The organism is Arthrobacter sp. ERGS1:01, from assembly GCF_001281315.1.
Lineage (GTDB): Bacteria > Actinomycetota > Actinomycetes > Actinomycetales > Micrococcaceae > Specibacter.
This window is the reverse complement of the sequence record NZ_CP012479.1, coordinates 2,264,264-2,284,707: the sequence shown is the minus strand read 5'-3', so window position 1 is coordinate 2,284,707 and position 20,444 is coordinate 2,264,264. Positions and strand designations below refer to the sequence as shown.

At 66.7% G+C, this 20,444-nt stretch carries 22 protein-coding genes; 13 read left to right on the top strand and 9 right to left on the bottom strand.

Going from position 1 to position 20,444, the window contains the following annotated elements; genetic code table 11:
- Window positions 1-924, top strand: a complete 924-nt coding sequence (locus tag AL755_RS14285) for an oxygenase MpaB family protein (protein WP_054011584.1) — start codon at window positions 1-3, stop codon at window positions 922-924.
- Window positions 925-986: 62 nt separating this feature from the next.
- Here AL755_RS14285 and AL755_RS14280 read toward each other — a convergent pair whose 3' ends face one another.
- Window positions 987-1,337: a hypothetical protein gene (locus AL755_RS14280; RefSeq protein ID WP_054011583.1), complete on the bottom strand. Its 351-nt coding sequence runs from the start codon at window positions 1,335-1,337 to the stop codon at window positions 987-989.
- Between the two features lie 237 nt (window positions 1,338-1,574).
- On the opposite strand from AL755_RS14280, the gene AL755_RS14275 reads away from it, so the two are divergent.
- Both AL755_RS14275 and AL755_RS14270 read left to right on the top strand, forming a co-directional pair.
- Window positions 1,575-2,030, top strand: coding sequence for a hypothetical protein (locus AL755_RS14275; protein WP_054011582.1), 456 nt, complete (start codon window positions 1,575-1,577; stop codon window positions 2,028-2,030).
- 83 nt (window positions 2,031-2,113) lie between these two features.
- Complete coding sequence (locus AL755_RS14270) at window positions 2,114-2,539, top strand: VOC family protein (RefSeq protein WP_054011581.1); 426 nt, start codon at window positions 2,114-2,116, stop codon at window positions 2,537-2,539.
- A gap of 65 nt (window positions 2,540-2,604) precedes the next feature.
- Here AL755_RS14270 and AL755_RS14265 read toward each other — a convergent pair whose 3' ends face one another.
- On the bottom strand, window positions 2,605-3,660 hold the full coding sequence (locus AL755_RS14265; RefSeq protein ID WP_054013075.1) for an SDR family oxidoreductase: 1,056 nt from the start codon (window positions 3,658-3,660) through the stop codon (window positions 2,605-2,607).
- Window positions 3,661-3,828: 168 nt separating this feature from the next.
- On the opposite strand from AL755_RS14265, the gene AL755_RS14260 reads away from it, so the two are divergent.
- Window positions 3,829-4,872, top strand: a complete 1,044-nt coding sequence (locus AL755_RS14260) for an LLM class flavin-dependent oxidoreductase (protein WP_054011580.1) — start codon at window positions 3,829-3,831, stop codon at window positions 4,870-4,872.
- Window positions 4,873-4,931: 59 nt separating this feature from the next.
- Here AL755_RS14260 and AL755_RS14255 read toward each other — a convergent pair whose 3' ends face one another.
- Window positions 4,932-5,675, bottom strand: a complete 744-nt coding sequence (locus AL755_RS14255) for a PASTA domain-containing protein (RefSeq protein ID WP_054011579.1) — start codon at window positions 5,673-5,675, stop codon at window positions 4,932-4,934.
- A gap of 240 nt (window positions 5,676-5,915) precedes the next feature.
- On the opposite strand from AL755_RS14255, the gene AL755_RS14250 reads away from it, so the two are divergent.
- From AL755_RS14250 to AL755_RS14235, 4 genes are all read left to right on the top strand, one after another.
- Window positions 5,916-6,371 (top strand): DUF6623 family protein, encoded by a 456-nt coding sequence (locus tag AL755_RS14250; RefSeq protein WP_054011578.1) that lies wholly within the window; start codon window positions 5,916-5,918, stop codon window positions 6,369-6,371.
- A 166-nt stretch (window positions 6,372-6,537) separates the two neighbouring features.
- Complete coding sequence (locus tag AL755_RS14245) at window positions 6,538-7,455, top strand: hypothetical protein (protein ID WP_150117129.1); 918 nt, start codon at window positions 6,538-6,540, stop codon at window positions 7,453-7,455.
- 10 nt (window positions 7,456-7,465) lie between these two features.
- Window positions 7,466-8,353, top strand: a complete 888-nt coding sequence (locus AL755_RS14240) for a hypothetical protein (RefSeq protein ID WP_054011576.1) — start codon at window positions 7,466-7,468, stop codon at window positions 8,351-8,353.
- A 193-nt stretch (window positions 8,354-8,546) separates the two neighbouring features.
- Window positions 8,547-9,311, top strand: coding sequence for a C1 family peptidase (locus AL755_RS14235; RefSeq protein ID WP_054011575.1), 765 nt, complete (start codon window positions 8,547-8,549; stop codon window positions 9,309-9,311).
- Window positions 9,312-9,359: 48 nt separating this feature from the next.
- Here the strand turns inward: AL755_RS14235 and AL755_RS14230 are convergent, their stop codons facing one another.
- Both AL755_RS14230 and AL755_RS14225 read right to left on the bottom strand, forming a co-directional pair.
- Entirely contained in the window at window positions 9,360-9,896 is a 537-nt protein-coding gene (locus AL755_RS14230) for a TetR/AcrR family transcriptional regulator (protein WP_054011574.1), read from the bottom strand.
- Window positions 9,893-12,031 (bottom strand): MFS transporter, encoded by a 2,139-nt coding sequence (locus AL755_RS14225; RefSeq protein ID WP_237762488.1) that lies wholly within the window; start codon window positions 12,029-12,031, stop codon window positions 9,893-9,895. The genes AL755_RS14230 and AL755_RS14225 overlap by 4 nt, the downstream gene beginning before the upstream one ends.
- A gap of 231 nt (window positions 12,032-12,262) precedes the next feature.
- On the opposite strand from AL755_RS14225, the gene AL755_RS14220 reads away from it, so the two are divergent.
- Complete coding sequence (locus AL755_RS14220; protein ID WP_054011572.1) at window positions 12,263-14,161, top strand: FAD-binding monooxygenase; 1,899 nt, start codon at window positions 12,263-12,265, stop codon at window positions 14,159-14,161.
- A 56-nt stretch (window positions 14,162-14,217) separates the two neighbouring features.
- Here the strand turns inward: AL755_RS14220 and AL755_RS14215 are convergent, their stop codons facing one another.
- A complete protein-coding gene (locus AL755_RS14215; protein ID WP_054011571.1) occupies window positions 14,218-15,117 on the bottom strand; it encodes a LysR family transcriptional regulator in 900 nt (299 codons plus the stop codon).
- Window positions 15,118-15,201: 84 nt separating this feature from the next.
- Here AL755_RS14215 and AL755_RS14210 point away from each other — a divergent pair, with 84 nt between their 5' ends.
- The 4 genes from AL755_RS14210 to AL755_RS14195 all read left to right on the top strand — a co-directional run bounded on the left by AL755_RS14210 (window position 15,202) and on the right by AL755_RS14195 (window position 18,324).
- Window positions 15,202-16,113, top strand: coding sequence for an EamA family transporter (locus AL755_RS14210; RefSeq protein WP_054011570.1), 912 nt, complete (start codon window positions 15,202-15,204; stop codon window positions 16,111-16,113).
- A gap of 160 nt (window positions 16,114-16,273) precedes the next feature.
- Window positions 16,274-16,687, top strand: a complete 414-nt coding sequence (locus AL755_RS14205) for an SgcJ/EcaC family oxidoreductase (protein WP_054011569.1) — start codon at window positions 16,274-16,276, stop codon at window positions 16,685-16,687.
- Between the two features lie 48 nt (window positions 16,688-16,735).
- Window positions 16,736-17,071, top strand: a complete 336-nt coding sequence (locus AL755_RS14200; protein WP_054011568.1) for a YciI family protein — start codon at window positions 16,736-16,738, stop codon at window positions 17,069-17,071.
- Complete coding sequence (locus tag AL755_RS14195) at window positions 17,071-18,324, top strand: RNA polymerase sigma factor (protein WP_054011567.1); 1,254 nt, start codon at window positions 17,071-17,073, stop codon at window positions 18,322-18,324. The genes AL755_RS14200 and AL755_RS14195 overlap by 1 nt, the downstream gene beginning before the upstream one ends.
- 36 nt (window positions 18,325-18,360) lie before the next feature.
- Here the strand turns inward: AL755_RS14195 and AL755_RS14190 are convergent, their stop codons facing one another.
- From AL755_RS14190 to hpaH, 3 genes are read right to left on the bottom strand one after another with little or no spacing between them, the layout of a single operon-like run.
- Complete coding sequence (locus AL755_RS14190) at window positions 18,361-18,804, bottom strand: GNAT family N-acetyltransferase (RefSeq protein WP_054011566.1); 444 nt, start codon at window positions 18,802-18,804, stop codon at window positions 18,361-18,363.
- A 39-nt stretch (window positions 18,805-18,843) separates the two neighbouring features.
- Window positions 18,844-19,665 (bottom strand): aldolase/citrate lyase family protein, encoded by an 822-nt coding sequence (locus AL755_RS14185; protein ID WP_192841617.1) that lies wholly within the window; start codon window positions 19,663-19,665, stop codon window positions 18,844-18,846.
- Complete coding sequence (hpaH, locus tag AL755_RS14180; RefSeq protein WP_054011565.1) at window positions 19,650-20,435, bottom strand: 2-oxo-hept-4-ene-1,7-dioate hydratase; 786 nt, start codon at window positions 20,433-20,435, stop codon at window positions 19,650-19,652. The genes AL755_RS14185 and hpaH overlap by 16 nt, the downstream gene beginning before the upstream one ends.
- Between the last annotated feature and the right edge of the window lie 9 nt (window positions 20,436-20,444).

The window sequence follows — 20,444 nt, the reverse complement described above, 5'->3', positions numbered from 1 at the left end:
GTGGAGAACATCCTCCAGCGGTGGCGGCGTGAGCTGCGTGGCACGTTCAGCGCCAATTCCCCCACCGTCCCCCAGTGGGAACTGGACCTTGCCAAGGGCGACGACGGCGGCTACTTTGGTCCCGGATCGGCCGCCTGGGCGGTTCACGGGTCAATGACGCCGGTGGTGGCCGGCATCCAGGCCCTGCTCATCCAGGCACTACACCCGGGCGCCATGGCCGGCGTCCACGACCACTCCGACTACAAGGGAGACCCGCTGGCGCGGCTGGCGGGAACCATCCGTTGGATCTTCACCGTTACCTTCGGGGACACCGCGGCGGCGCAGAAGGCCTCGAACAAGGTCCTGGCCATCCACACCTTCGTCAAGGGAAGCTATACAGCCAACGACGGCACCGGCATTCCCTATACCGCCAACGATCCGGACCTGCTGCGCTGGGTGCATCTGGCCTTCACCGAGGCATTCCTCGCCTCCCACCTCGCCCTCGGTAGCCCGATTCCCGGAGGGGCGGACGCTTATGTGGCCGACTGGGCCGTGGCCGGGCACCTGATGGGGGTTGTGGACCCGCCCCTGACCGCACAGGCATTGCGCGATCAACTGGCCGTTTTCGCCCCGGCCCTCCGCTACGACCAGCGCGTGGCCGACACCGTCGCCTTCCTGCGGAACCCGCCGCTGCCGCGCTCGCAGCAGGCGGGCTACAGGGTCCTTTTTGCCGCCGCCGTCGCCACCCTGGCCCCCGAATATCGGGCCCTGCTCATGCTTGAGAGCCCGCAGCTGGGGCCCATACCGCTTCCGGTTCGGACCAGCGCCAGGGCCGTGCTCGGCGTCGTGCATCTGGGATTGGGGAAAATGGGTCCCAGCGAAACATCCGCCCGGCAGCGGCGGCGGAGGTTGGGGCTCGACGCCGGAATATCCGAGCCCCACTAGCCGTGACCTGACGTCCTAAAACACCGGTGCGCTAAAACATTGGCCCCTAAAATACCGAGGCCCTAAAGTGCGTCGAGCTGGTGGGCGGTGCGGCTGAGATAGATGTGCCGGTCGTCGACGTGGTCCACGGTGTCCAGGCTGGCAAACCTACTGCCCGACCACAGGCCATGGCCGGAAATCTTCACGAAGCCCGAACGGAACAGCCGGGCCGACATTTCCTTGGGAACGCGGGGGGTGACACCAAAAATGGCTGTCAGCATGAGGTTGATGGGGTCCTGGGTGGACGCGCTGGCCGCCAGCTCAAAGTCGGCGATCTTCTCGTTGGCGGGTTCCACATGGCTCACCTTGCCGATCTCGTGTCCATCCGAGTCAACCACCAACATGCCCTTTGCGACATGGTCAAATGTAATCATTGCGGGAACCTCCTTGAGCCGATAACTGCACTATATATCCGCCCATGAGAAAGTGTCTGAAAAGAAGCTGGCAATTTCAGATTGTCCCGAAAGTCCCAAAAATCCCGCCGTGTGGCATGCACGGGCCATGGCCGGTTCTCACAGCAGACACTCGATGTGTGTGCAGTGCCGATACAGGGAATCCACGTTTACTGAAAAAGCAAGCACAACCGCAGCAGTAAAACGAGGAGACCTTCGGTGAACGAAAACAGCATCAACAACGGTGACGGCGCCCCGGAAGCGGCCGGTGGCGGAGCGCCCGTTCCCGACGGCTCCCTTCCTATGCAGCCACAAGCAACACCAACACAGCCCTATCCCGCCCAGCCGGCCCCGCAATACCCCGCTCCCCAGTACATGGCCCCGCCGGTGCCGCATTCCCAGCACACGCCCCACGGAGCGCCGAAGACGAAGGCCAGGAAGGGGTGGTGGACCATCCCCAAGGTGGTGGTTGCCGGCGCTATCGCCGTGCTGCTCGCAGGGGCCGGGGGAGGCGCCATCGGCTACGGGATCGGCGAGGGAGGTGCCGGCCACCACGGCTTTGCCAACGGCCAGTTCAGGGGCGGCCACTACCGCAACAACTTCGGTACCGGACCCAATTCGGGAAGCCAGTCGACACCGGCCCCGGACTCGGGCAGCAGCAACAACAATCCTTAAGCGTTCCAGACCGGATCGCACGCCAACCCCTACCCAGTCCGCGGGTGGGGGTTTAGCCTTGAAGTGGGCAAAGCCCGGCAACTATGAGCTCAAGCGTGGAGGTACTCGTGTTGGACAACGGCAAGCCATTCAACTTGGAAAACAGCAAGGCGTTTAGCGGGTTTTCGGTCTCGGACACGGACGAGGCGCACACATTTTATGCCGAGTCGCTTGGCCTTGACGTGACCGAGGACAACGGCATGCTCACCCTGCACCTGGGCGGCGGCGGACGGGTAATTGTCTACCCGAAGGGCGAGGCCCATCAGCCGGCGTCGTTCACAGTGCTCAACTTTCCCGTCCACGACATCGAGGCGGCGGTGGGAGCCCTCACCCATGAAGGGGTGGAGTTCAAGCATTACGACGGAACCCCCATGGAGACGGACGCCCTGGGGATATTCCGTGGCGGAGGCCCGCTGATCGCCTGGTTCGCGGATCCGTCCGGCAATATCTTCAGCATCATCCAGGACTAGAACCGCCCAGTACTAGCGGCGTTGGGGACCGGAACGAGGTAGGCGCCTGCCCGGCGGGCGGGCGCCTACTTGGTTCCGCCCGTGCCAACAAGTCCCAAATCCAGCAGGCTTTGCGCCGTCGCCACCAGTGCGTCCTCGTTCGAGAGCGGCGCCCATCCCAGGACCCGGCGCGCCTTTTCGTTGGAGAGGTGCTTGACCTCGCCGAGCCTGGGCACCACCTCTTCGGCCAGCGACTTGTTGAAGATGGCCACCGCGCGCACCAGCAGGTCCGGCAGGACCCGGGTGGGCACCTTGGCGGCGTCGGTGCCCAGCCGGTCGCGGAGCGTGCGGGCGATCTCGGCCATGGACATGGAGTCCCCGGCCGAGGCCAGGAAACGCTGCCCCGCTGCCTCCGTGCTGACCATGGCCAGCACGTGCAACGACGCCACATCCCGGACGTCCACGATCCCCGAGGACACCTTTGGCAGTCCCGGAACGTCGCCGTTCATGAAGCGCTGGACAATTTGGACCGAGCTGGAAAGCCTGGGCCCCAGGGCCGGCCCAAAAATCCCCACCGGGTTCACCACGGCCAACTCCATCGCGGAGCCCGAGCCGTCGCCGTCGTCCATGAAATCCCACGCTGCGCGCTCCGCCAGCGTCTTGGACTTGATGTAGGCGCTGACGGGGGAGTCCGGGTTGGTCCAGTCCTCCTCCGTGTAGGGCCGGTCGCGATCGGGCCCGCCGTAGCCGATCGCCGCGAACGACGACGTCACCACCACCCGCCGCACGTTCGCCGCCCGCGCGGCACCAAGCACCCGCAGGGTTCCTTCCCGGGCCGGAACAATCAGCTCGTCCTCGTCTTTGGGCATGGTGGGCGGAAACGGAGAGGCCGTGTGGAGAACATAGTCCACGCCGTCGACGGCGGCCGGCCAGCCGGCGTCGTCGGTCAGCTCGGCCGCAACAAAGGAGAGGTTGGCGGACGGGGCGCCGCCACCGCGCCGGACCAGCGCCCTCACCTCCTCCGCCCGGTCAAGGGAGCGGATGGTGGTCCTGACCCGATAGCCGTCCGCGAGGAGCCGCACAATGCAGTGGGCGCCAAGAAACCCCGAGCCGCCAGTGACCAGGACCAGTTCATTTCCCATGCGCGCTACCCACTTCACAGCTCGTTCCGGTGTTGGCTTCCATCATCCGCCTTGATCGCGCCGGTCCGCCAGAGCCGTAACGCGACCCAAATCTTCCGCGGTTGCATAGATGATCTGCGTGAAATACGATCTGTAGTGCAACATACTTTTCGAGTCTTGGAGGCAGCAGTGGAAATTGGCGCATACAGCTTTGGTGACACCCCGCTGAACCCCGGTGGAACTCCCCGTTCCACGGCGGAGGGCATCCGCAACCTTTTCGACGCGATCGTCCACGCCGACGCCGTGGGCCTGGACTACTTTGGCGTGGGGGAGCACCATACCGTGTCCATGCCCGCCTCCTCGCCCGGCGCCATGCTGGCGGCCGCCGCGGCAGCCACCAAGACCATCAAACTCGGCAGTGCCGCAAGCATCATCAGCACCGACGACCCCGTGCGGGTATTCCAGCAGTTTGCCACGGCCGACGCCGTCTCCGGGGGCGGTCGGATTGAAATCACGGCGGGCCGCGGATCCTCGGTGGAGACGTTCCCGCTCTTTGGCTACGATCTTCGCGACTACGACCAGTTGTACTCGGAAAAGCTGGACCTGCTCATGGCCATCAACGATGCCGCCGGCGAAAACGTCAGCTGGAGCGGATCCGTCCGTCCCGACATTGACAACCTGGCCGTCGTGCCGCGCCCCGTCAACGGAAAGTTGCCGCTGTGGATCGCCACCGGCGGCAGCCCGGCGTCGTCGGCGCGCGCAGGACGCCTGGGCCTGCCCGTCTCCTACGGCATCATTGGCGGCGCCCCGCACCGGTTCGCCCCGCTGGCGGAGCTGTACCGCCAATCCGCGGCGCAGGCCGGGCACTCGGGGGAGGACATCAAGGTGTCCGTCGCGGCGCTGGGCCTTGTTGCCCCCACCAAAAAGGAGGCGCTGGAGCGGTTCCACCCCGGCTGGTACAACCTCAATGTGGAAATGGGGCGCCTGCGCGGTTGGCCGGCACCGGACAAGGGCGCCTACCTGGCCCAGGCCGACGCCCCCGGCGCCTACTATGTGGGAAGCCCCGACGAAGTGGCCGAACGGATTGTCCACCTGCACGGCTACCTCGGGCATGTGCGGCACTTCCTGCAAACCGACATTGGCGGCTTGCCGCACGATCACCTGAAGGAGTCCATTACGTTGCTGGCCACCGAGGTCAAGCCGCGGGTTGAGCGCTTGCTTGCGGCGAAGTAGCCGCCCAATCCCTGCGTTGGCTTCCGGCCTTGCGCAAGGCCGTGGGCCGTGAGTGGGGACTAGTCAAAGAAGACTGTCACCGTTGTGCCAATCTGGGCGGCCGAATTTGCCGGGGGATCCTGCTTGGTGACGGAATCCTTCTTCCCGGGTACCACGCTGTCCCGATTCGCATCGGGTTCCTGGTAGGGGGACGGATTAAGTTTGAAGGTCGTGGTGCCCAGAGCGGACTTGGCCTCGGCCAGGCTCATCCCGACGAGGTTGGGAACCGTGTCGGTCCCCACGGACGCCTGGAGGATGTCGGATCGGGCCTGGTTGGCCGCAGTCAGTACGTCCTGGCGGGCGGCGTCGGCCGACTTTGCGGAGAAATAGAACGCTATGGCGGCGCCCACCGAGGCCGTAATGCCGCCGACCAGGGCACTGCGGAGCGAGGTGTCCATGATCCCGAAGGAAAGCACCGTCAGCAGCAACAGCCCCACCACCAGGGTCACGGCCATCCAACTCCGAATGAAACTCTCGCCATGGGCCGCCGTGACCCCGCCGGCCGGAGGGGCTGCCGCCCCGGCAGCCGTGCCGGTGGGCGCGGCCGCTTTCGCGCCAGCCGTGGCTTCCCTCCCGGCCAGGAGGACGAAGTAGGTCACGGCCACGATGGTCACGGCCACGATGGCCAGCGCCCAGAGCGATATCGGTGCGCTCAGGGAGTCGGGCATGGTTGTCGGGGCGGACGGTGTGGGCGTGGGGGTTGGGTCAAGGAGGGCGATTGCCAGGCTTGGATGGCTGAATGCTGACATGACTGCACTGGACATCTGTGCCTCCCGGGCCGGTTGTCCCTGGTGGATCCGGGGCGCCGTCCGCTGGTACCGGAGCGCTTGCTGGGCGCGGTGATGGAGCGAATTTTACGCCGAAATCGGGTCAATGTAATTAGTTGTGGTCCAATTTGGCGGTGTTCAAACTTGGTGTTTGACGCCGGAATTTGCCCGGCCCATACTGATCCCACTGGCGGTCCCGCCCATCACGGCATGCCGCCGCTTCGACGGGGGTGCGCGATGTCACTTTATGCAAGCTGGGTCCACGGGAACGCGGTAACCGTGGAGAGTCCGGAAAACCTCACCCGGGTGGGCCATTACGGCTGGGGCGGTGACATGGCATTCATCCCGGGAAAGGCCAGCTGGCTGCACATTCCGCTGCCCACTCCCGTGATTGTCGGGGACCAGCGCTCCACGGTGCAGAAGTTGTTCCTGATGTTCATGACCGATTCCTGCAGCATCCGCCAAGTGCATTTTTATGACGGCTCGTCAAAGATCGAGGAATTGAACAACCTGAATCTCGCCGGCGAGCACCGTTCCTCCCTGGACGCGCAGAACACCTTCCACCTTTCATCCCCGCACACCGTGGTCTGGGGCCTTGGCATCACGTTCTTTGTGCAGGCGGATATCGGATTTGATTCAAATATCTCAACGCGGCTGATTGTTGCCTCCGCCGGCGGGGACTTCAACGCCTGATCGACTCCTTGGAGCGGCCGGAACCTTGGTGGTGGGGCCCAAGGCCTTGATTCCCCGCCCCGGAACGCCCGTTCCAGGCCTGCCAACGAGCTACATTGCGGACGAATCGATCGTTGCGAAGCCTTGCAGCGGCGCGCATACTGAACCTGTCCGGTGGGAGGCCCACATGGTCCGGAGGTCGAAGCAGTTACTTCAAGCTGTCGCCGCAACCGCCCTCGCGGGTGGCTTGGCCCTGCTGTCGCTGGCGGCATGCTCCGTCCAGTCCGAGGGGTCGGCATCGAACCAGGCCGGACAAGGCGTCGTGACGGCATCCACGGATCGGGGAGTGGTGGTGCCCGGCCCGGCAGACCCGGGCGGCGCCGGGGGAAATGCCGCCGGCCTGCCCGGCTGGGTTCCGCCGGGTCCGGCCGATCCCGCAGATCCGCCGCCGGACGGCTGGTATGCACCCCTGGTCGCCAAGGACTGCCAGTCGATGCCCGGGGTGGATACCAGCGGGGACGGCGGCGCTATCACCCTGGTCACGGCCGCCTTCGACGTGTGCATCGCGGTGACCACCAACAGCGCCGACGCCTGGGACGCGGCATCGGCCGCCGTCGAATCCCTCACCGTCCCTTCGGGGTCCGGCTGCCTCGAGACCGCAACCTTTGCCGTTCTGGGCAAGGTGCTGGCCTATCACCTCGCCCACGCCGGAACGCCGGTGGAGACCGTCCCCGGAACGGGTACGGCGTGCCCGCTGGGGCTGACCGGGGTCACCGAGCAAAACGGCGATCCAAGCGCGGTCAACCCCCAGGTCCCGGCACCGGGTGGCACCGAATTGCGGTTGATGGGCCGTTTCCTGGCCGTGACCTCGGTGCTGGTGAACGGCCTAAGCGTCCCCGTGAGCCGCCTCGCCGAAAACCACTTTGACTTCACGGCCCCGCCCGCGGCGGTGCCCGGTCCCGTGACCGTGACGGCCGTGGGGCCGGACGGGGCTGCCCTGCCCGGCAGTGCCACGTTCACCTATCTGGCATCCGCCGGTCAACCGTCGACGAGCTCGGATGCGTCCGCCGAACCGACGACGCCGGACACCATGGGTACACCCTAGGCGGGCCGTCATGGCGGACAATGAAACCTCGGCGTTTTCCAAGGCCATCGCGGCGGTGTCGGCTTTTGGCCCGCCCCTTGCCGTCATCACCGCGCTGCTGGTGTACTTTGGCTGGGCACGCTCGGACGCCCAGGCCCGGGCCATGGGCCTTGACGTCAGCCTCTTCGGCTACTCGGTGCAGGACTATGTCCTGCGCAGCATCCGGTCGCTGTTCGTGCCGTTGGTGCTGCTCGCCGCCGCCGCAATCCTCTGGGTGGCGCTGGACCGCTGGGTCACCGGTGCGGAGATGGCCGCCCGCCACCATCACGCCGTGCGGCGTTGCGGCCTTGCGGCGATCGCCGTGGGAACCGCCGTCGCAACCGTGACCTTTGCTTCGACGTTCCTCCAAGGTGGTGCGGATGCATCGTTCCTGCCCTATGTCATGGCCGCCGGGGTGCTGCTGGCCGCCTGGGGCAGCCACGTGCGCCGGCAGGTTCCGGCGTCGGCCGCCCACGCCGCAGCCGGAACCACCCCGTCCGGAACCGCCCCGTCCGCTTTAAAGAACAGGTCCCTGGAATCCGTGCTCGTTTTCAGCGTGGTGACGCTGCTGTTGTTTTGGGGCACGGCCGACTTTGCCCAGGCGGTGGGCCGTGGCCTGGCCGTCCAGGTGGAACAAAACGTGGGGACGATGCCCCGGGCCGCCGTCTACAGCGACGCCCGGCTGGCCATCGGCGTCCCCCAGGTCACGGAGACGTCCCTGGGTACGGCGGCTGCCCCGCTGTACAAGTACCAAGGGCTGCGCCTGCTGGTGGTCAGCGGCGGAAACTACTTCTTCCTGCACAACGGCTGGACGCTGCGCACCGGCACCGTGGTGGTGCTGCCGGACGATCACTCCATTCGGGTGGAATTGGGAAACTAGAGCCCCGAATCCGCCCAACGCCCGCGTCGGGCCTGTCGGACGCATGGACCCACCGCTCGTGGACGGTTTTCCGGGCCGGAGCCGGGGGCAAAAGTGGTGCTTGACTCATGGGCCAAGCCGGAGGAGCCTCATCATTATCCATGCTGTATGAGGTCTCATCGGGCCACGGCATGGCAGAGGAGGGAATATCACCATGGCCAGAACCAACTCCCGATACGGATGGGTCCCCGACCTTCCGGACCAGCGCGACTTTCACTTTGCGGCGACCGCGGCCGTGCAGGCGGCACTGCCGCCGTCAATCGACCTGAGGGGCTCCTGCCCGCCGGTCTATGACCAGGGCCAGCTGGGCTCATGCACCGGCAACGGGGTGGCCGGGGTGGTGCAGTTCGACGCCATGAAGGAGGGCCTCGCGGATACGTCCACACCGTCGCGGCTCTTCATCTACTACAACGAGCGTGTCATCGAAGGAACGGTCAAGTCCGATTCCGGTGCGCAGATCCGCGACGGCATCAAGACCGTCGCCACCACGGGTGTGTGCGACGAGACCCTGTGGCCCTACGACATCACCCAGTTCGCGCACAAGCCGACGGCGGCCTGCTACAAGGCGGCCAAACTGCAGCGCGCCATCCTCTACTCCCGGGTGGGCCAGACGCTCAGCCAAATGAAGGGATGCCTGGCCTCGGGATTCCCGATCGTGTTTGGCTTCACGGTCTACGACAGCTTCGAGAGCGCCACGGTGGCCAGCACCGGAGTGGTCCCCATGCCGGCGGCCGGCGAAAGCGTGCTGGGCGGGCACTGCGTGGTGGCCGTGGGGTACGACGACGCCAGCCAGCGCTTCACCATCCGCAACTCCTGGGGCACCGGCTGGGGCATGGCCGGCTATGCCACCATGCCCTACGCGTACCTGCTCAGCTCGTCGCTGGCCAGCGACTTCTGGACGTTGAAGTCCACCACCTAAAACACCACCGGAGCGCTCAACTTTGGGAGCGTCCCATCCTTCAAGTGCTCAGTCGATGATGCCCTGGATCAGGGCGCCGTATTGCTGGACCAGCTGTTCCGTGGACATTTCCTCCTCGGACAGCAGGCCCAGCGTGCGCAGCCCCGTCCCCAGGCCCATCACGACGCACACCGCCAACTGGGATTTTTGCAGGCCCGGGCTGGTGTCCTCGATTTGCCGGGCGACCCAGGACACGTACTTGTGCCGCAGTTCGGTTTTGGCCGCCTCCTGGTCAGGGGAGTCCTGGACCAGCAACGACACCTTGGCCCAGGGCTCCGACTCGTCCGCTTCGCGTCGCGCCAGGATTCGGCGCACCAGGGTGAAGCCGAGGGGTTCGCCCTCGCCGGGGTGGAAATCCGGCGTCGGCACTTCGGGGGCGGCCGCCGCATACAGCTGCGCCTTGCTGCCCATGACCTTCATGACCATGGCGGGGGAGTAGCCGGCACGGGCGGCCACATCCTTGATGGTGACGGTGCTGTAGCCGCGTTCGCCAAAGAGTTCCCGTGCCGCATCAATGATGATGTCCCGGGTGCTTGCTTCACTCACGGCACGGCCGCCAGGGAGCCGTCGGAATGCTTGGCGTAGCTCTCGAAGTTGAAGTCGGCCACCGTGGAGTGCGCCGTAATGACGATCGGCTTGGACTGGGAGTGTTGGCCCGTGGGTTCCAGGCACGTGAGGATGTAACGTCCCGGCGCGGGCAGCGGCACCTCGAAGTAGCCCGACGCGGAGGTGGCTGTGGAGACCACGAACTCGCCCGTGGGCTTGATGAGCGTGACCACCGCCTGCTCAAGTGCACGGCCGGCGGCATGGGCGCTGCCCGAAAGCGTCAACCGTTGGGCAAGCCGGATTTGCTGGGTGCTGGAGGAATCCGCAAACTCCAGCACCTGGGAGGTCGGGGACCAGCCGTCTGCGCTGGAAATCACCAGGTAGCGGCCCGGGGCAGGCAGCACCAGCGAGTAGCGCCCGTCGTTGTCCGCCCGGCTCCAGTCGGCAGGCTCACCGTTGGTGTGCAGGGCGTTGACCACGGCCTGCCGGATGGGCTGCGAATCGCCGCGCACCACGGTTCCGCTGACCACGATCTCGTCCTCGGTGGCGCTGCGCAGCTCCACGGCGGCGCCCTCGGCCGCAGTTTCGGGGGCCGCGGCAAGGCCCGGTGTGCGCTCGCCCTGGGTCGTCGCGGGTGCCGCACCGGAGCCGGCAGGCTTCACGGCCGCCGCACCGGCAGCGGCCGGACCGGGCGTGCCGGGCGACTTCGGAATGAACACGGAGACGCCGATCGACAGGAGCGCTGCAATCGCCGCGTACCAGAACACGTCCCGGAAGGCGTCCACGGTGGGCAGCGACACCGGCCCTACGTGGACCACCACCGATGTCAGGACGGCCGCCACCACGGCCGACATGGTGGAGGTACCGACGGCGCGCAGCAGCGAATTCAAACCATTGGCCGAGGCCGTCTCGGTGATCGGCACCGAACGCATGATCAGTGTGGGCATCGCGGCGTAGGCAATCGCGGTACCCATGCTGACCACGGTGGCGCCCAGGATCACCATCCACACCTCGCCGGTGAGGAAGACGCGGGCCACGTACGCGACGGCCAGGACCGCCGATCCCACAATCAAGGTCGCCTTCGCGCCGTACTTTTTGGTGATCGCGGCGGACACCGGTGCCAGGGCCACCATGGCCAGGCCCGACGGCACCATGCACAGGCCGGCAACCACCACGCTGAGCCCGAATCCGTAGCCGCCCACCGCGGGCAGCTGCAACTGCTGGGTGGTGCTGAGCATGTTCGCATACATGGAGAAGCCCACCAGGATGGAGGCGATGTTGGTCAGCAGCACGGGCCTGCGGGCGGAGGTGCGCAGGTCCACCATGGGCTGGCTGACGCGCAGTTCATAGGGGAACCAGGCGGCCAGGAACACCGCGGTGCCAATGAACAGCAGGATCACCGGCTCGCTGCTCCAGCCCCAGTCGCCGCCCTTGGAAATGGCCAGGAGTAGCGACACCAGTGCGGCCGTCAGCAACACTGCACCGACGACGTCGAACTTGCCCTTGGTGCGCACGGACGACTCGGGGACCACCGCCAGCACGGCAATGATGAGCAGCACGCCGATCCCTGCGGAAATCCAGAAGATGGCCTGCCACCCGAGGGATTCGTAGATCACCCCGGCCATGGGCAGTCCCAGTGCACTGCCGATGCCCAGCGTTGCGCTCATCAGCGCCACGGCGGACGCCACCTTTTCCCGGGGGAGTTCATCACGCATGATGCTGATGCCGACCGGGATCAGCGACGCGGCAAGGCCCTGGAAGGACCGGCCGATCAGCAGCGTCAGCAATGTCCCGCCAAGGGCGGCAATCAGGGAGCCGATGACCATGGCAACCATGGCGACCACCATCATCCGTCGCTTGCCGAACATGTCCGCCAGCCTCGAGACGATGGGGGTGGCGATGGCGCTGGTCAGCAGGGTCACCGTCACGAGCCAGGACGCGTTGTCGGGGGAGGTGCCCAGGATCTTGGGGAAATCGGGCAGCAGCGGAACCACCATGGTTTGCTGCAGTGCCACCACGGTTCCGGCCAGGCACAGGATCGTAACCACCAGCGAAGTGCGTTTGGGAGGGGCTTGCTTGCGGGACGACGCAGCGGGGGGACGTGGGGTGGCGGCGGTGGCCAAATGCGATGGCACGGTATTCCTTAGCGAACGAGGCAGGGCGGTGAACGGCCGTTCACCATTTTAGTGAACCACCGTTCACCCCGCCGGGTCAACTTGTATTGCAGCGGTCACATTGAGGAGTTTCACGCCGCGCCCGCCGGAAAGTATTGCATGTGATGCCGTGCACATTTATGCTGAATGTGCGTTATTAGAACTTGATGTTCATATAACGAACAAAGTCCGGAATGTCGTAAGGAGAGTCCAGTGCAGTTCCACCACCACGGATATGTATCCGGTGATCCCCGCATTCAGCCGGCCGCCGGGACCGGGATCGACCGCCCCGAGGAACTGCCCGGGGAGGTGGATGTGCTCATTGTCGGCTCCGGCCCGGCCGGGATGCTGGCCGCGGCCCAACTCTCACAGTTCCCCGGCATCACCACCCGCATCGTGGAGCGCAGGGACGGTCGCCTCGCGATTGGCCAGGCGGATGGCATCCAGGCGCGCAGCGTCGAGACGTTCCAAGCCTTCGGGTTCGCCGAGCGCATCATCGCCGAGGCCTACCGGATCACCGAGATGGCATTCTGGCGGCCGGATACGGAGAATCCGCGGAACATCATTCGCGGCGGCCGTGCGGTGGATGACACCACCGGGATCAGTGAATTTCCGCACCTGATCGTCAACCAGGCGCGCGTGCTTGACTACTTTGCCGAGGTCGCCGCCCACTCGCCCACCCGCACGACACCCGACTACGGCTGGGACTTCCAGGCCCTCGAGGTTGCCGGCGAAGGGGACCATCCGGTCAAGGTCACGCTGGTCCGCAGCGCCGGCCCTGAGGCGGGTACCGAGAAGATCGTCCACGCCAAATACGTCGTTGGCTGTGACGGTGCGCGCAGCAAGGTCCGGGACGCGATCGGCTGCACCATGGCCGGCGACAAGGCGAACCACGCCTGGGGCGTCATGGACATCCTGGCCGTCACCGACTTCCCCGACATCCGCACCAAATCCGCCATCCAGTCCCACGACGGCGGGTCCATCCTGCTGATTCCGCGCGAAGGCGGGCACCTCTTCCGCATGTACGTCGATCTGGGCGTGGTGCCCGAGGATGACAAGGGCGCGGTCCGCAACACCAGCATGGAGCAGATCATCGCCCAGGCCAACCAGATCCTGCACCCCTACACGCTGGACGTGCGCAACGTCGCCTGGCACAGCGTGTACGAGGTCGGCCACCGGCTCACCGACAGGTTCGACGACGTCGTGCCTGCGGACCTTGGCACCCGCACCCCGCGCGTCTTCATCACCGGCGACGCCTGCCACACGCACAGCGCCAAGGCCGGCCAGGGCATGAACGTGTCCATGCAGGACGGTTTCAACATCGCCTGGAAACTGGCCCACGTGCTGGAGGGCCGAAGCCCGGAATCCCTGCTGTCCACCTACTCGGCCGAGCGCCAGGTCGTGGCAAAGAACCTGATCGACTTCGACAAGACCTGGTCGACCATGATGGCCAAGAAGCCCGAGGAGTTCGATGACCCGGCGGAGCTCGAGGACTTCTATGTGCGCACCGCCGAGTTCCCGGCCGGCTTCATGACCGAGTATGCCCCGTCGCTCATCACCGGATCCACGGCCCACCAGGAGCTGGCCGCCGGATTCCCGGTCGGGAAGCGCTTCAAGTCCACCCTGGCGTCCCGCGTCTGCGACACCAACCCGATCCACCTCGGGCACCATGCCACGGCCGACGGCCGCTGGCGCATCTACGTCTTTGCCGACCGTCCCGAAGCCGGTGCCGCATCGGCCGTGACCGACTTCGCCCGGTGGATTTCGACGGCGCCCGACTCACCCCTTGCGGCCACGCCGAACGAGCTCGACGCCGATGCCTGGTTTGATGTCAAGGTCATCTACCAGCAAAGGCTCGACGACATCGACATCAACGCCGTGCCCGCGGCGTTCAAGCCCCTCGTGGGCCCGTTCGCCCTCATCGACTATGAAAAGGTCTATGGGACCATCGACGGCAATGACATCTTCGAGGCGCGCGGGCTGAGCCGCGACGGCGTCGTGGTCGTCGTTCGCCCCGACCAGTATGTGGCCAACGTCCTGCCACTCACGGCAACGGCCGAGCTGGGGGAGTTCTTCGCACAGATTCACGGGTCCGGGAAAACCGCCCGGTAGCCGGAGGGACCCGCTGGTCAACCGTTCCGGCCGGCCCTGCCGGCCAACCCTGCTTGTCAGGCTTGGCGGAGCCGCTCGAGCACGAGCGCCAGGGCCGGCCAGGCGCTGCGACCGCTGCGGCAGTGGGCGTAGGAGCGCAGTCGTACCTCGGGATTGCGCAGTGGCAGGATGGCAATGCCGTCCCTGGGTGGGCGGTCCACGGGGAGAAGCCCCACGCCCAGTCCCGCAAGGATCAGGTCCTCCACCAAATCCAGGCTGTCGGCCTGGTGGCGCAGGGCCGGGGCGAACCCGGCCATGGAGCCAATGATGCGCAGCACCGTCTCATCGGCCCCGTTGCGGGAATTTCCAATCCAGTCCTGTTCCTGGAACGCGGCGAACACGGCGGCGGCGTCGCGGGGCCCGGGCTGCCCGGCGAGCCGTTCGGCGGCGGCACCAGGCACGCCCAACCCCCATTCCGTGCTCCAGAGCGGCAGGGTCTCCAGGCCGCTGCCGAGCTGATCGGGCGCGAGGTTGTAGTCGTAGCTCAGGGCAAGGTCGACGTCGTCCGCGACCAGTTGCTTGAGTGCCTCGGCCGGTTCGTGCTCGAACACCACGATCCGCACCCGGGGATGGAGATCGGCCAGTTCTCGGATGATGGGCATCAGGGTGAGGCGAATCGCGCTGGCAAAGCCCGCCACCCGCAAGGTGCCCGAGGGTTCCGACCCCGGGTCCAGGTCCAGCCGGGCCGCGTCGACGGCGGCGAGGATGACCTCCGCATGCTGTGCCAGCCGGCGCCCGGCCGGGGTAAGCCGCACGCCGCGCCCGTCCGGTTCCAACAGTTGGGCGCCGGATTCCTTGGCGAGCTGCGCGATTTGCTGGGAAACCGTGGAGGTGGTGGTGCCCATGCTCTCCGCCACGGCGCGCATGGAGCCAAGTCGGGAAAGTTCGAGCAGGTAGTGCAGGCGTCGGGTCTCCATGGCCTCCATTGTGCAGGATTTATAAACAATATGTTGAATATTGTCACGTGGACACGAATGGATGCATCGCTGTCTACTGGAGGAATGATCTCGACAACAGCACGCAGGAATTCCCCCGGCATGGGCACGCTCATGGCGTTTGCGGCCATGAGCTGCGTGCAGCTGGGGCTTGCTGTCTCGGTGGGGCTGACCGGCCGGCTGGGTTCGGAGGGTGTGGCCTGGTTGCGCCTGGCCGGGGCTGCTGTCATTATCGTGGCCATCGCCCGCCCGTGGCGGATTCGCTACAGCCGCGGCACGCTCGGCATTTGCGTGCTGCTGGGCCTTTCCACGGCGGGGATGACGCTCGGCTTCATGTTGGCGATCGCCACCATCCCGCTGGGCACCGCCAGCGCCTTGGAATTCATGGGTCCCTTGACGGTCGCCGTGGTGCAGGGCAAGGGAGCGGCTCGCTGGTGGGCCGTGGTCGCGGCGGCCGGCGTGCTTTGCCTGACCGAACCGTGGAGCGGAGGGGTGGAGCCGGCCGGAGTGCTCTTTGCCCTCATGGCCGCGGCCTGCTGGGCAGCCTATGTGCTCCTGACCCAGCGTGCCGGGGACGCCGTGGAAGGCATTGGAGCCCTGGCGATTTCCCTGCCGGTTGCTGCGCTGGCGGCCACGCTGGTCGTGGGTCCTTCAGTGCTGGGCCGGATGGACTGGCAGTTGGTGTTGATCGGTTTGGCGTTGGCGCTGCTGTTGCCGGTCATCCCGTTCAGCTTGGAGATGCTTGCGCTGCGCCGGCTGACTACCGCGGCATTCGGCACGCTGATGTGCCTTGAACCGGCCATTGCCCTGGCCGTGGGGCTCGCAATCCTGGACCAGGTGCCGCGACCGGCGGCGCTTGCCGGCGTCGTGCTGGTGATTGCCGCAGGCATCGGGGCAACCCGTGCCGGTAGGCGCGGCCCCGCCGGACCGGGTGAAGCAAAACGTGCCCTGGGCATGGCGGCAGACGCACAACGCTAGCCAGGGACCCACAGGTTTCCCTGCCAGGGCCGACGCCGGACCCAGGAAGGCAATTCTCATTAAATGTTTGCCAACGTTGTCGATCCGCGCTCCCTGTGCGCGTCGTATGAGTGTGGCCCCGAAAGAAACGGGCCGTTCGATAGCGAAAAAAGGAAAACACATGGTGAAGAACCAGCTCCCCGACGCACCCACCGAGGCCGTCGAGCAGATCGAGGCCCTCTTCGAGGAGATCTACGCTGCCTGGGCGGACAATGATGCGGATGCCTTCGTGGCGTCGTATCGGGACGATGCCACGGTGGTCATGCCCGGCGTGTACCACCGCAACAAGGAGGAGATCCGCGCGTCCATGGCGGCCGGCTTCCGGGGGCCGCTGAAGGGTTCGCGTGCGGTCGATGAGCCGATGGGCATCCGCGTTTTGGGGAACGGCACGGCGATCGTGGCCAGCAAGGCCGGCATCCTCATGGCGGGAGAGTCCGAACTCCCCGCCGGCCGCGAGGTCATTGCCACGTGGGTGCTGGTTCGAGAGGATGGGAACTGGTTCGTCGCCTCCTACGCCAATGCGCCGGCCCACTGAAAATCGCAGCAGCAGCCCAAATCGGCGTTCAGGCAGAGGGAGTACGACGTGCCAAAGTACCTAATGATGATCTTCCAGGAGGACGTGGTGGCCGGCGAAGCCGCGGGGGAGGGCGTCAGCGACGAGTACCTCGCGTTCATGCAGCGCCGCGGGGCCCATCTGCTCAACGGGGCCGCACTGGAACCGGCGGAGACGGCCACCACCGTCCGGCCAGATGGGGCCGGCGGGCACTCCGTGACCGACGGCCCCTTCGCCGAGTCGAAGGAGGTGCTCGCCGGCTACCACCTCATCGAGGCCGCCGACCTGGATGAGGCCCTCGCGATTGCCAAGGACGTTCCCGCCGGCATCGGGGTCGAGATCCGTCCCGTGCGGGTGGCCAGCTGATGGCTCCGGCCGCCGGCTCGGAGGTGGCTGCGGCGGTTGCGGAAGCGCACCGCCTGGAGTGGGCGTTCGTGCTGGCGGCCACCGTGCGGGTCGCCGGTGACATTGATGCGGCGGAAGAGGCCGTCCAGGACGCCTACGCCGGCGCCTTGGCCACCTGGGGAACGCGCGGCATTCCGGCGAATCCGGGGGCATGGCTGACCGTGGCTGCCCGGCGTCGGGCGCTGGATATGCTCCGGCGGGCCGCGACGGCACGGCGGGCACTGCCCAAACTCCTGGACCCGGACGGCAACCACTACGAGGATCCCGGCGCGGACACGGCCGAGATTCCCGACGACCGCTTGCGCCTGATCTTCACCTGCTGCCACCCCGCCCTGGCGCAGGACGCGCAGGTGGCCCTGACGCTGCGGCTCCTGTGCGGGCTCTCGACGGCGGACATTGCCCGGGCCTTTCTGGTCACGGAAGCGACCATGGCGGCGCGGATCACCCGGGCCAAGAAGAAGATCGCCGCCGCGCACATCCCCTACCGGGTTCCCGAGGGCGAGGAGTTGCGCGAGCGCGTGGACTGCGTGCTGTCCGTCGTGTTCCTGGTGTTCACGACCGGGCACACCGCCCCCTCCGGGGCGGAGCTGATGCGACGGGACCTCGCCGAACGCGGCCATGAGCTGGCGAGGATGCTCCGCGTCCTGCTGCCGGGCAACCGCGACGTCGCCGGGCTGCTTGCGCTGGTGCTGCTCACCGACGCGCGCAAGGATGCGCGGCTTGACGGGCACGGCGGGCTGGTGTTGCTGGAGGACCAGGACCGGTCACAATGGGACCGCCCGGCCATCGCGGAAGGGGTGGCGCTGCTGCGAGAGGCGCTGGGCCGGCGGCCGCCGGGCCGCTTCGCCCTTATGGCGGCCATCGCGGCGGTCCACGACGAGAGTGCCTCCTGGTCCGACACCGACTGGCAGGAGATCCTGGGCCTCTACGAGCTACTCGCCGAGACGTGGTCTTCCCCTGTGGTCAAGCTCAACCGGGCCATCGCCGTCGGCTTTGCGGTGGGCTATGAGGAAGGTTTGGCGGAGCTGGATGCGCTAGGGGCGGAGCCGCAACTGGCCCGCTACCCGTACCTTGCCGCCGCACGCGCGGACTTCCTGGCCCGGATGGGCCGCCACGACGATGCCCGGCTCGCGTTCGAGGAGGCGTTGATCCTCACCGGGAACGACGCCGAGCGGCGTTACCTGCTGGCCCGGCTGAACGGCCCAACGGGCTGATTCCGATGCAGGGTCCTGCGGGACGAAATTGGTTGCCTATTCGGTGAAGGTGAAGATCGTGACGGGGGAAGCGGCGGCTCCCTGGGCCCGATAGAAGTCGAGCGCGCCCGTGTCCTCATCATCGGCCGGGACAAACACTTCGCTGATCCCCTGGAGTGCGGCGGCCGTGCGGAGTTGCTGCACCAGCAGGGTGGCGACGCCCTGCCGTTGGTGATCCTCACGGACGGCAAGGTCGTAGATCAGCACCTCCGACGACGCCGTGCGCGTCATCGGCAGCGTGTGGGCGGTGAGTCCGCCGATGACGTCGGCGCCATCAAGGGCCGCAACGGCCCAAAATGATTCCCGGCCGAGCAGCCCCGTGAGGTACTCGTCGGAGACGGGCTCGCCGGCCTCCTTGAACACCGCCGACATCATGGCAAACATGACCCCGGCCAGGGCCTCGTCGCCCGGGACCAATCGCCTGATGAGAATTTCGCCCATGGCACGATCATGCCACGCCGCCACCCGGGCATCCAGCCTTCAGTAGCTCGACGGGGTCTTGGCCGGCCCAGCCACCGGCTCCTGCGGGATGTACTTTGCAGCCAGGGCCTCGCTGCCGCGCGCAAGGAGGGCGACGTCGGCGCCCACCAGGATGAAGTCGACGCCGGATGCCAGGTAACGCCGCGCGGTGGCTTCGGCGAAGGCGTTGACGCCCACCGGCTTGCCGGCCGCCTTGACCAACTTGATGACGCCCTCGACGGCGGCCACCACGTCCGGGTGGTCCTGCTGCCCCAGCAGACCCATGGACGCGGCCAGATCCGACGGCCCCACAAAAACGGCGTCGATCCCGTCCGTGCCCGCAATGGCGGCGGCATTCGCCACGGCCTCCACGGATTCAATCTGCACCACCACCGTGATGGTCTCCGAGGCCCGCAGGAGGTAGTCGGGAATCCGGTTCCACCGTGCCGAGCGCGCCAGCGCCGAGCCCACGCCCCGGATGCCCAGCGGCGGGTAGTGGGCGGCGGCAACGGCGGCCGCGGCGTCGTCGGCCGTGTGGACCATGGGGATCAGCAGCGACTGCACGCCAAGGTCAAGGTACTGCTTGATCACCACGGGATCGTTCACGGGCGGGCGGACTACGGCGGTGACCGGGTAGCCCCGCACCGCCTGCAATTGCGCCAGGATGCCTTCAAGTCCGTTGGGGCTGTGCTCGGCGTCGATCAACAGCCAGTCCAGCCCGGCCCCGGCGCAGATCTCTGCCACGAGCGGGCTGGCCGAACACACCCACATGCCGGCCAAGGGGCGGGTCGCGGCGGCCAAATCGTCCTTGAAGGACGGGTCGGGTGCTATTCGAAACGGCATGTGATGCTGCCCAGCTTTCCGTAGTCGGCAAAGACCGTGTCCCCGGGGTTGACCCACATGGGCCGGGTGAAGGAGCCGGCCAGGATGAGCTCGCCGGCCTTGAGGGTGTCCCCGTGCGGGGCGATCTTGTTGGCCAGCCAGGCCACGCCCGACGCCGGGTGGTTCAGTACCCCCGCTGCCACCCCGGTCTCCTCCACCGCCTGGTTCTTGTACAAGATGGCGGCCACCCAGCGCAGGTCGACGTCGTCGGGCCGCACCGGTGTCCCGCCCACCACCATGGCACCCATGGCGGCGTTGTCGGAGATCGTGTCCACGATGGTCCGGCCCTCCATCTCGATCCTTGAATCCAGGATCTCCAGGGCCGGCACCACATACTCGGTGGCTCGCAGCACGTCGAAGATGGTGGCATCCGGGCCGCCGACGTCCTCCTTCAACAGGAACGCCAGCTCCACCTCGATGCGCGGGTGCGAATACTGCTTCCACTCCACCACGGCGCCGTTCTCCAGGATCATGTCCTTGAAGATGATCCCGTAATCCGGCTCCGTGATGCCCGTGGCATATTGCATCGCCTTGGACGTCAGGCCGATCTTGTGCCCGCCCAGCACCCGCCCGGCCGCCTCGCCGCGCTGCCGCCACAGGCTCTGCACCCGGTAGGAATCCTCCACCGTCATCTCCGGGTACCGCGCCGTCAGCCGAGGCACCGGCACGCGGCTCCTCCCGGCCTCCACAAGCTCGTCGGCAATCCGGGCAATGGTGTCATCATCAAGCATGGTGTCTCC

What these genes read in the sequence shown, in the direction of transcription:
- AL755_RS14280 (WP_054011583.1), bottom strand. Translation starts at nt 1,337, where the DNA reads ATGATTACATTTGACCATGTCGCAAAGGGCATGTTGGTGGTTGACTCG.
- AL755_RS14270 (WP_054011581.1), top strand. Translation starts at nt 2,114, where the DNA reads ATGAGCTCAAGCGTGGAGGTACTCGTGTTGGACAACGGCAAGCCATTC.
- AL755_RS14265 (WP_054013075.1), bottom strand. Translation starts at nt 3,660, where the DNA reads ATGGGAAATGAACTGGTCCTGGTCACTGGCGGCTCGGGGTTTCTTGGC.
- AL755_RS14255 (WP_054011579.1), bottom strand. Translation starts at nt 5,675, where the DNA reads ATGTCCAGTGCAGTCATGTCAGCATTCAGCCATCCAAGCCTGGCAATC.
- AL755_RS14250 (WP_054011578.1), top strand. Translation starts at nt 5,916, where the DNA reads ATGTCACTTTATGCAAGCTGGGTCCACGGGAACGCGGTAACCGTGGAG.
- AL755_RS14245 (WP_150117129.1), top strand. Translation starts at nt 6,538, where the DNA reads ATGGTCCGGAGGTCGAAGCAGTTACTTCAAGCTGTCGCCGCAACCGCC.
- AL755_RS14240 (WP_054011576.1), top strand. Translation starts at nt 7,466, where the DNA reads ATGGCGGACAATGAAACCTCGGCGTTTTCCAAGGCCATCGCGGCGGTG.
- AL755_RS14235 (WP_054011575.1), top strand. Translation starts at nt 8,547, where the DNA reads ATGGCCAGAACCAACTCCCGATACGGATGGGTCCCCGACCTTCCGGAC.
- AL755_RS14215 (WP_054011571.1), bottom strand. Translation starts at nt 15,117, where the DNA reads ATGGAGACCCGACGCCTGCACTACCTGCTCGAACTTTCCCGACTTGGC.
- AL755_RS14210 (WP_054011570.1), top strand. Translation starts at nt 15,202, where the DNA reads ATGATCTCGACAACAGCACGCAGGAATTCCCCCGGCATGGGCACGCTC.
- AL755_RS14205 (WP_054011569.1), top strand. Translation starts at nt 16,274, where the DNA reads ATGGTGAAGAACCAGCTCCCCGACGCACCCACCGAGGCCGTCGAGCAG.
- AL755_RS14195 (WP_054011567.1), top strand. Translation starts at nt 17,071, where the DNA reads ATGGCTCCGGCCGCCGGCTCGGAGGTGGCTGCGGCGGTTGCGGAAGCG.
- AL755_RS14190 (WP_054011566.1), bottom strand. Translation starts at nt 18,804, where the DNA reads ATGGGCGAAATTCTCATCAGGCGATTGGTCCCGGGCGACGAGGCCCTG.
- AL755_RS14185 (WP_192841617.1), bottom strand. Translation starts at nt 19,665, where the DNA reads ATGCCGTTTCGAATAGCACCCGACCCGTCCTTCAAGGACGATTTGGCC.
- hpaH (WP_054011565.1), bottom strand. Translation starts at nt 20,435, where the DNA reads ATGCTTGATGATGACACCATTGCCCGGATTGCCGACGAGCTTGTGGAG.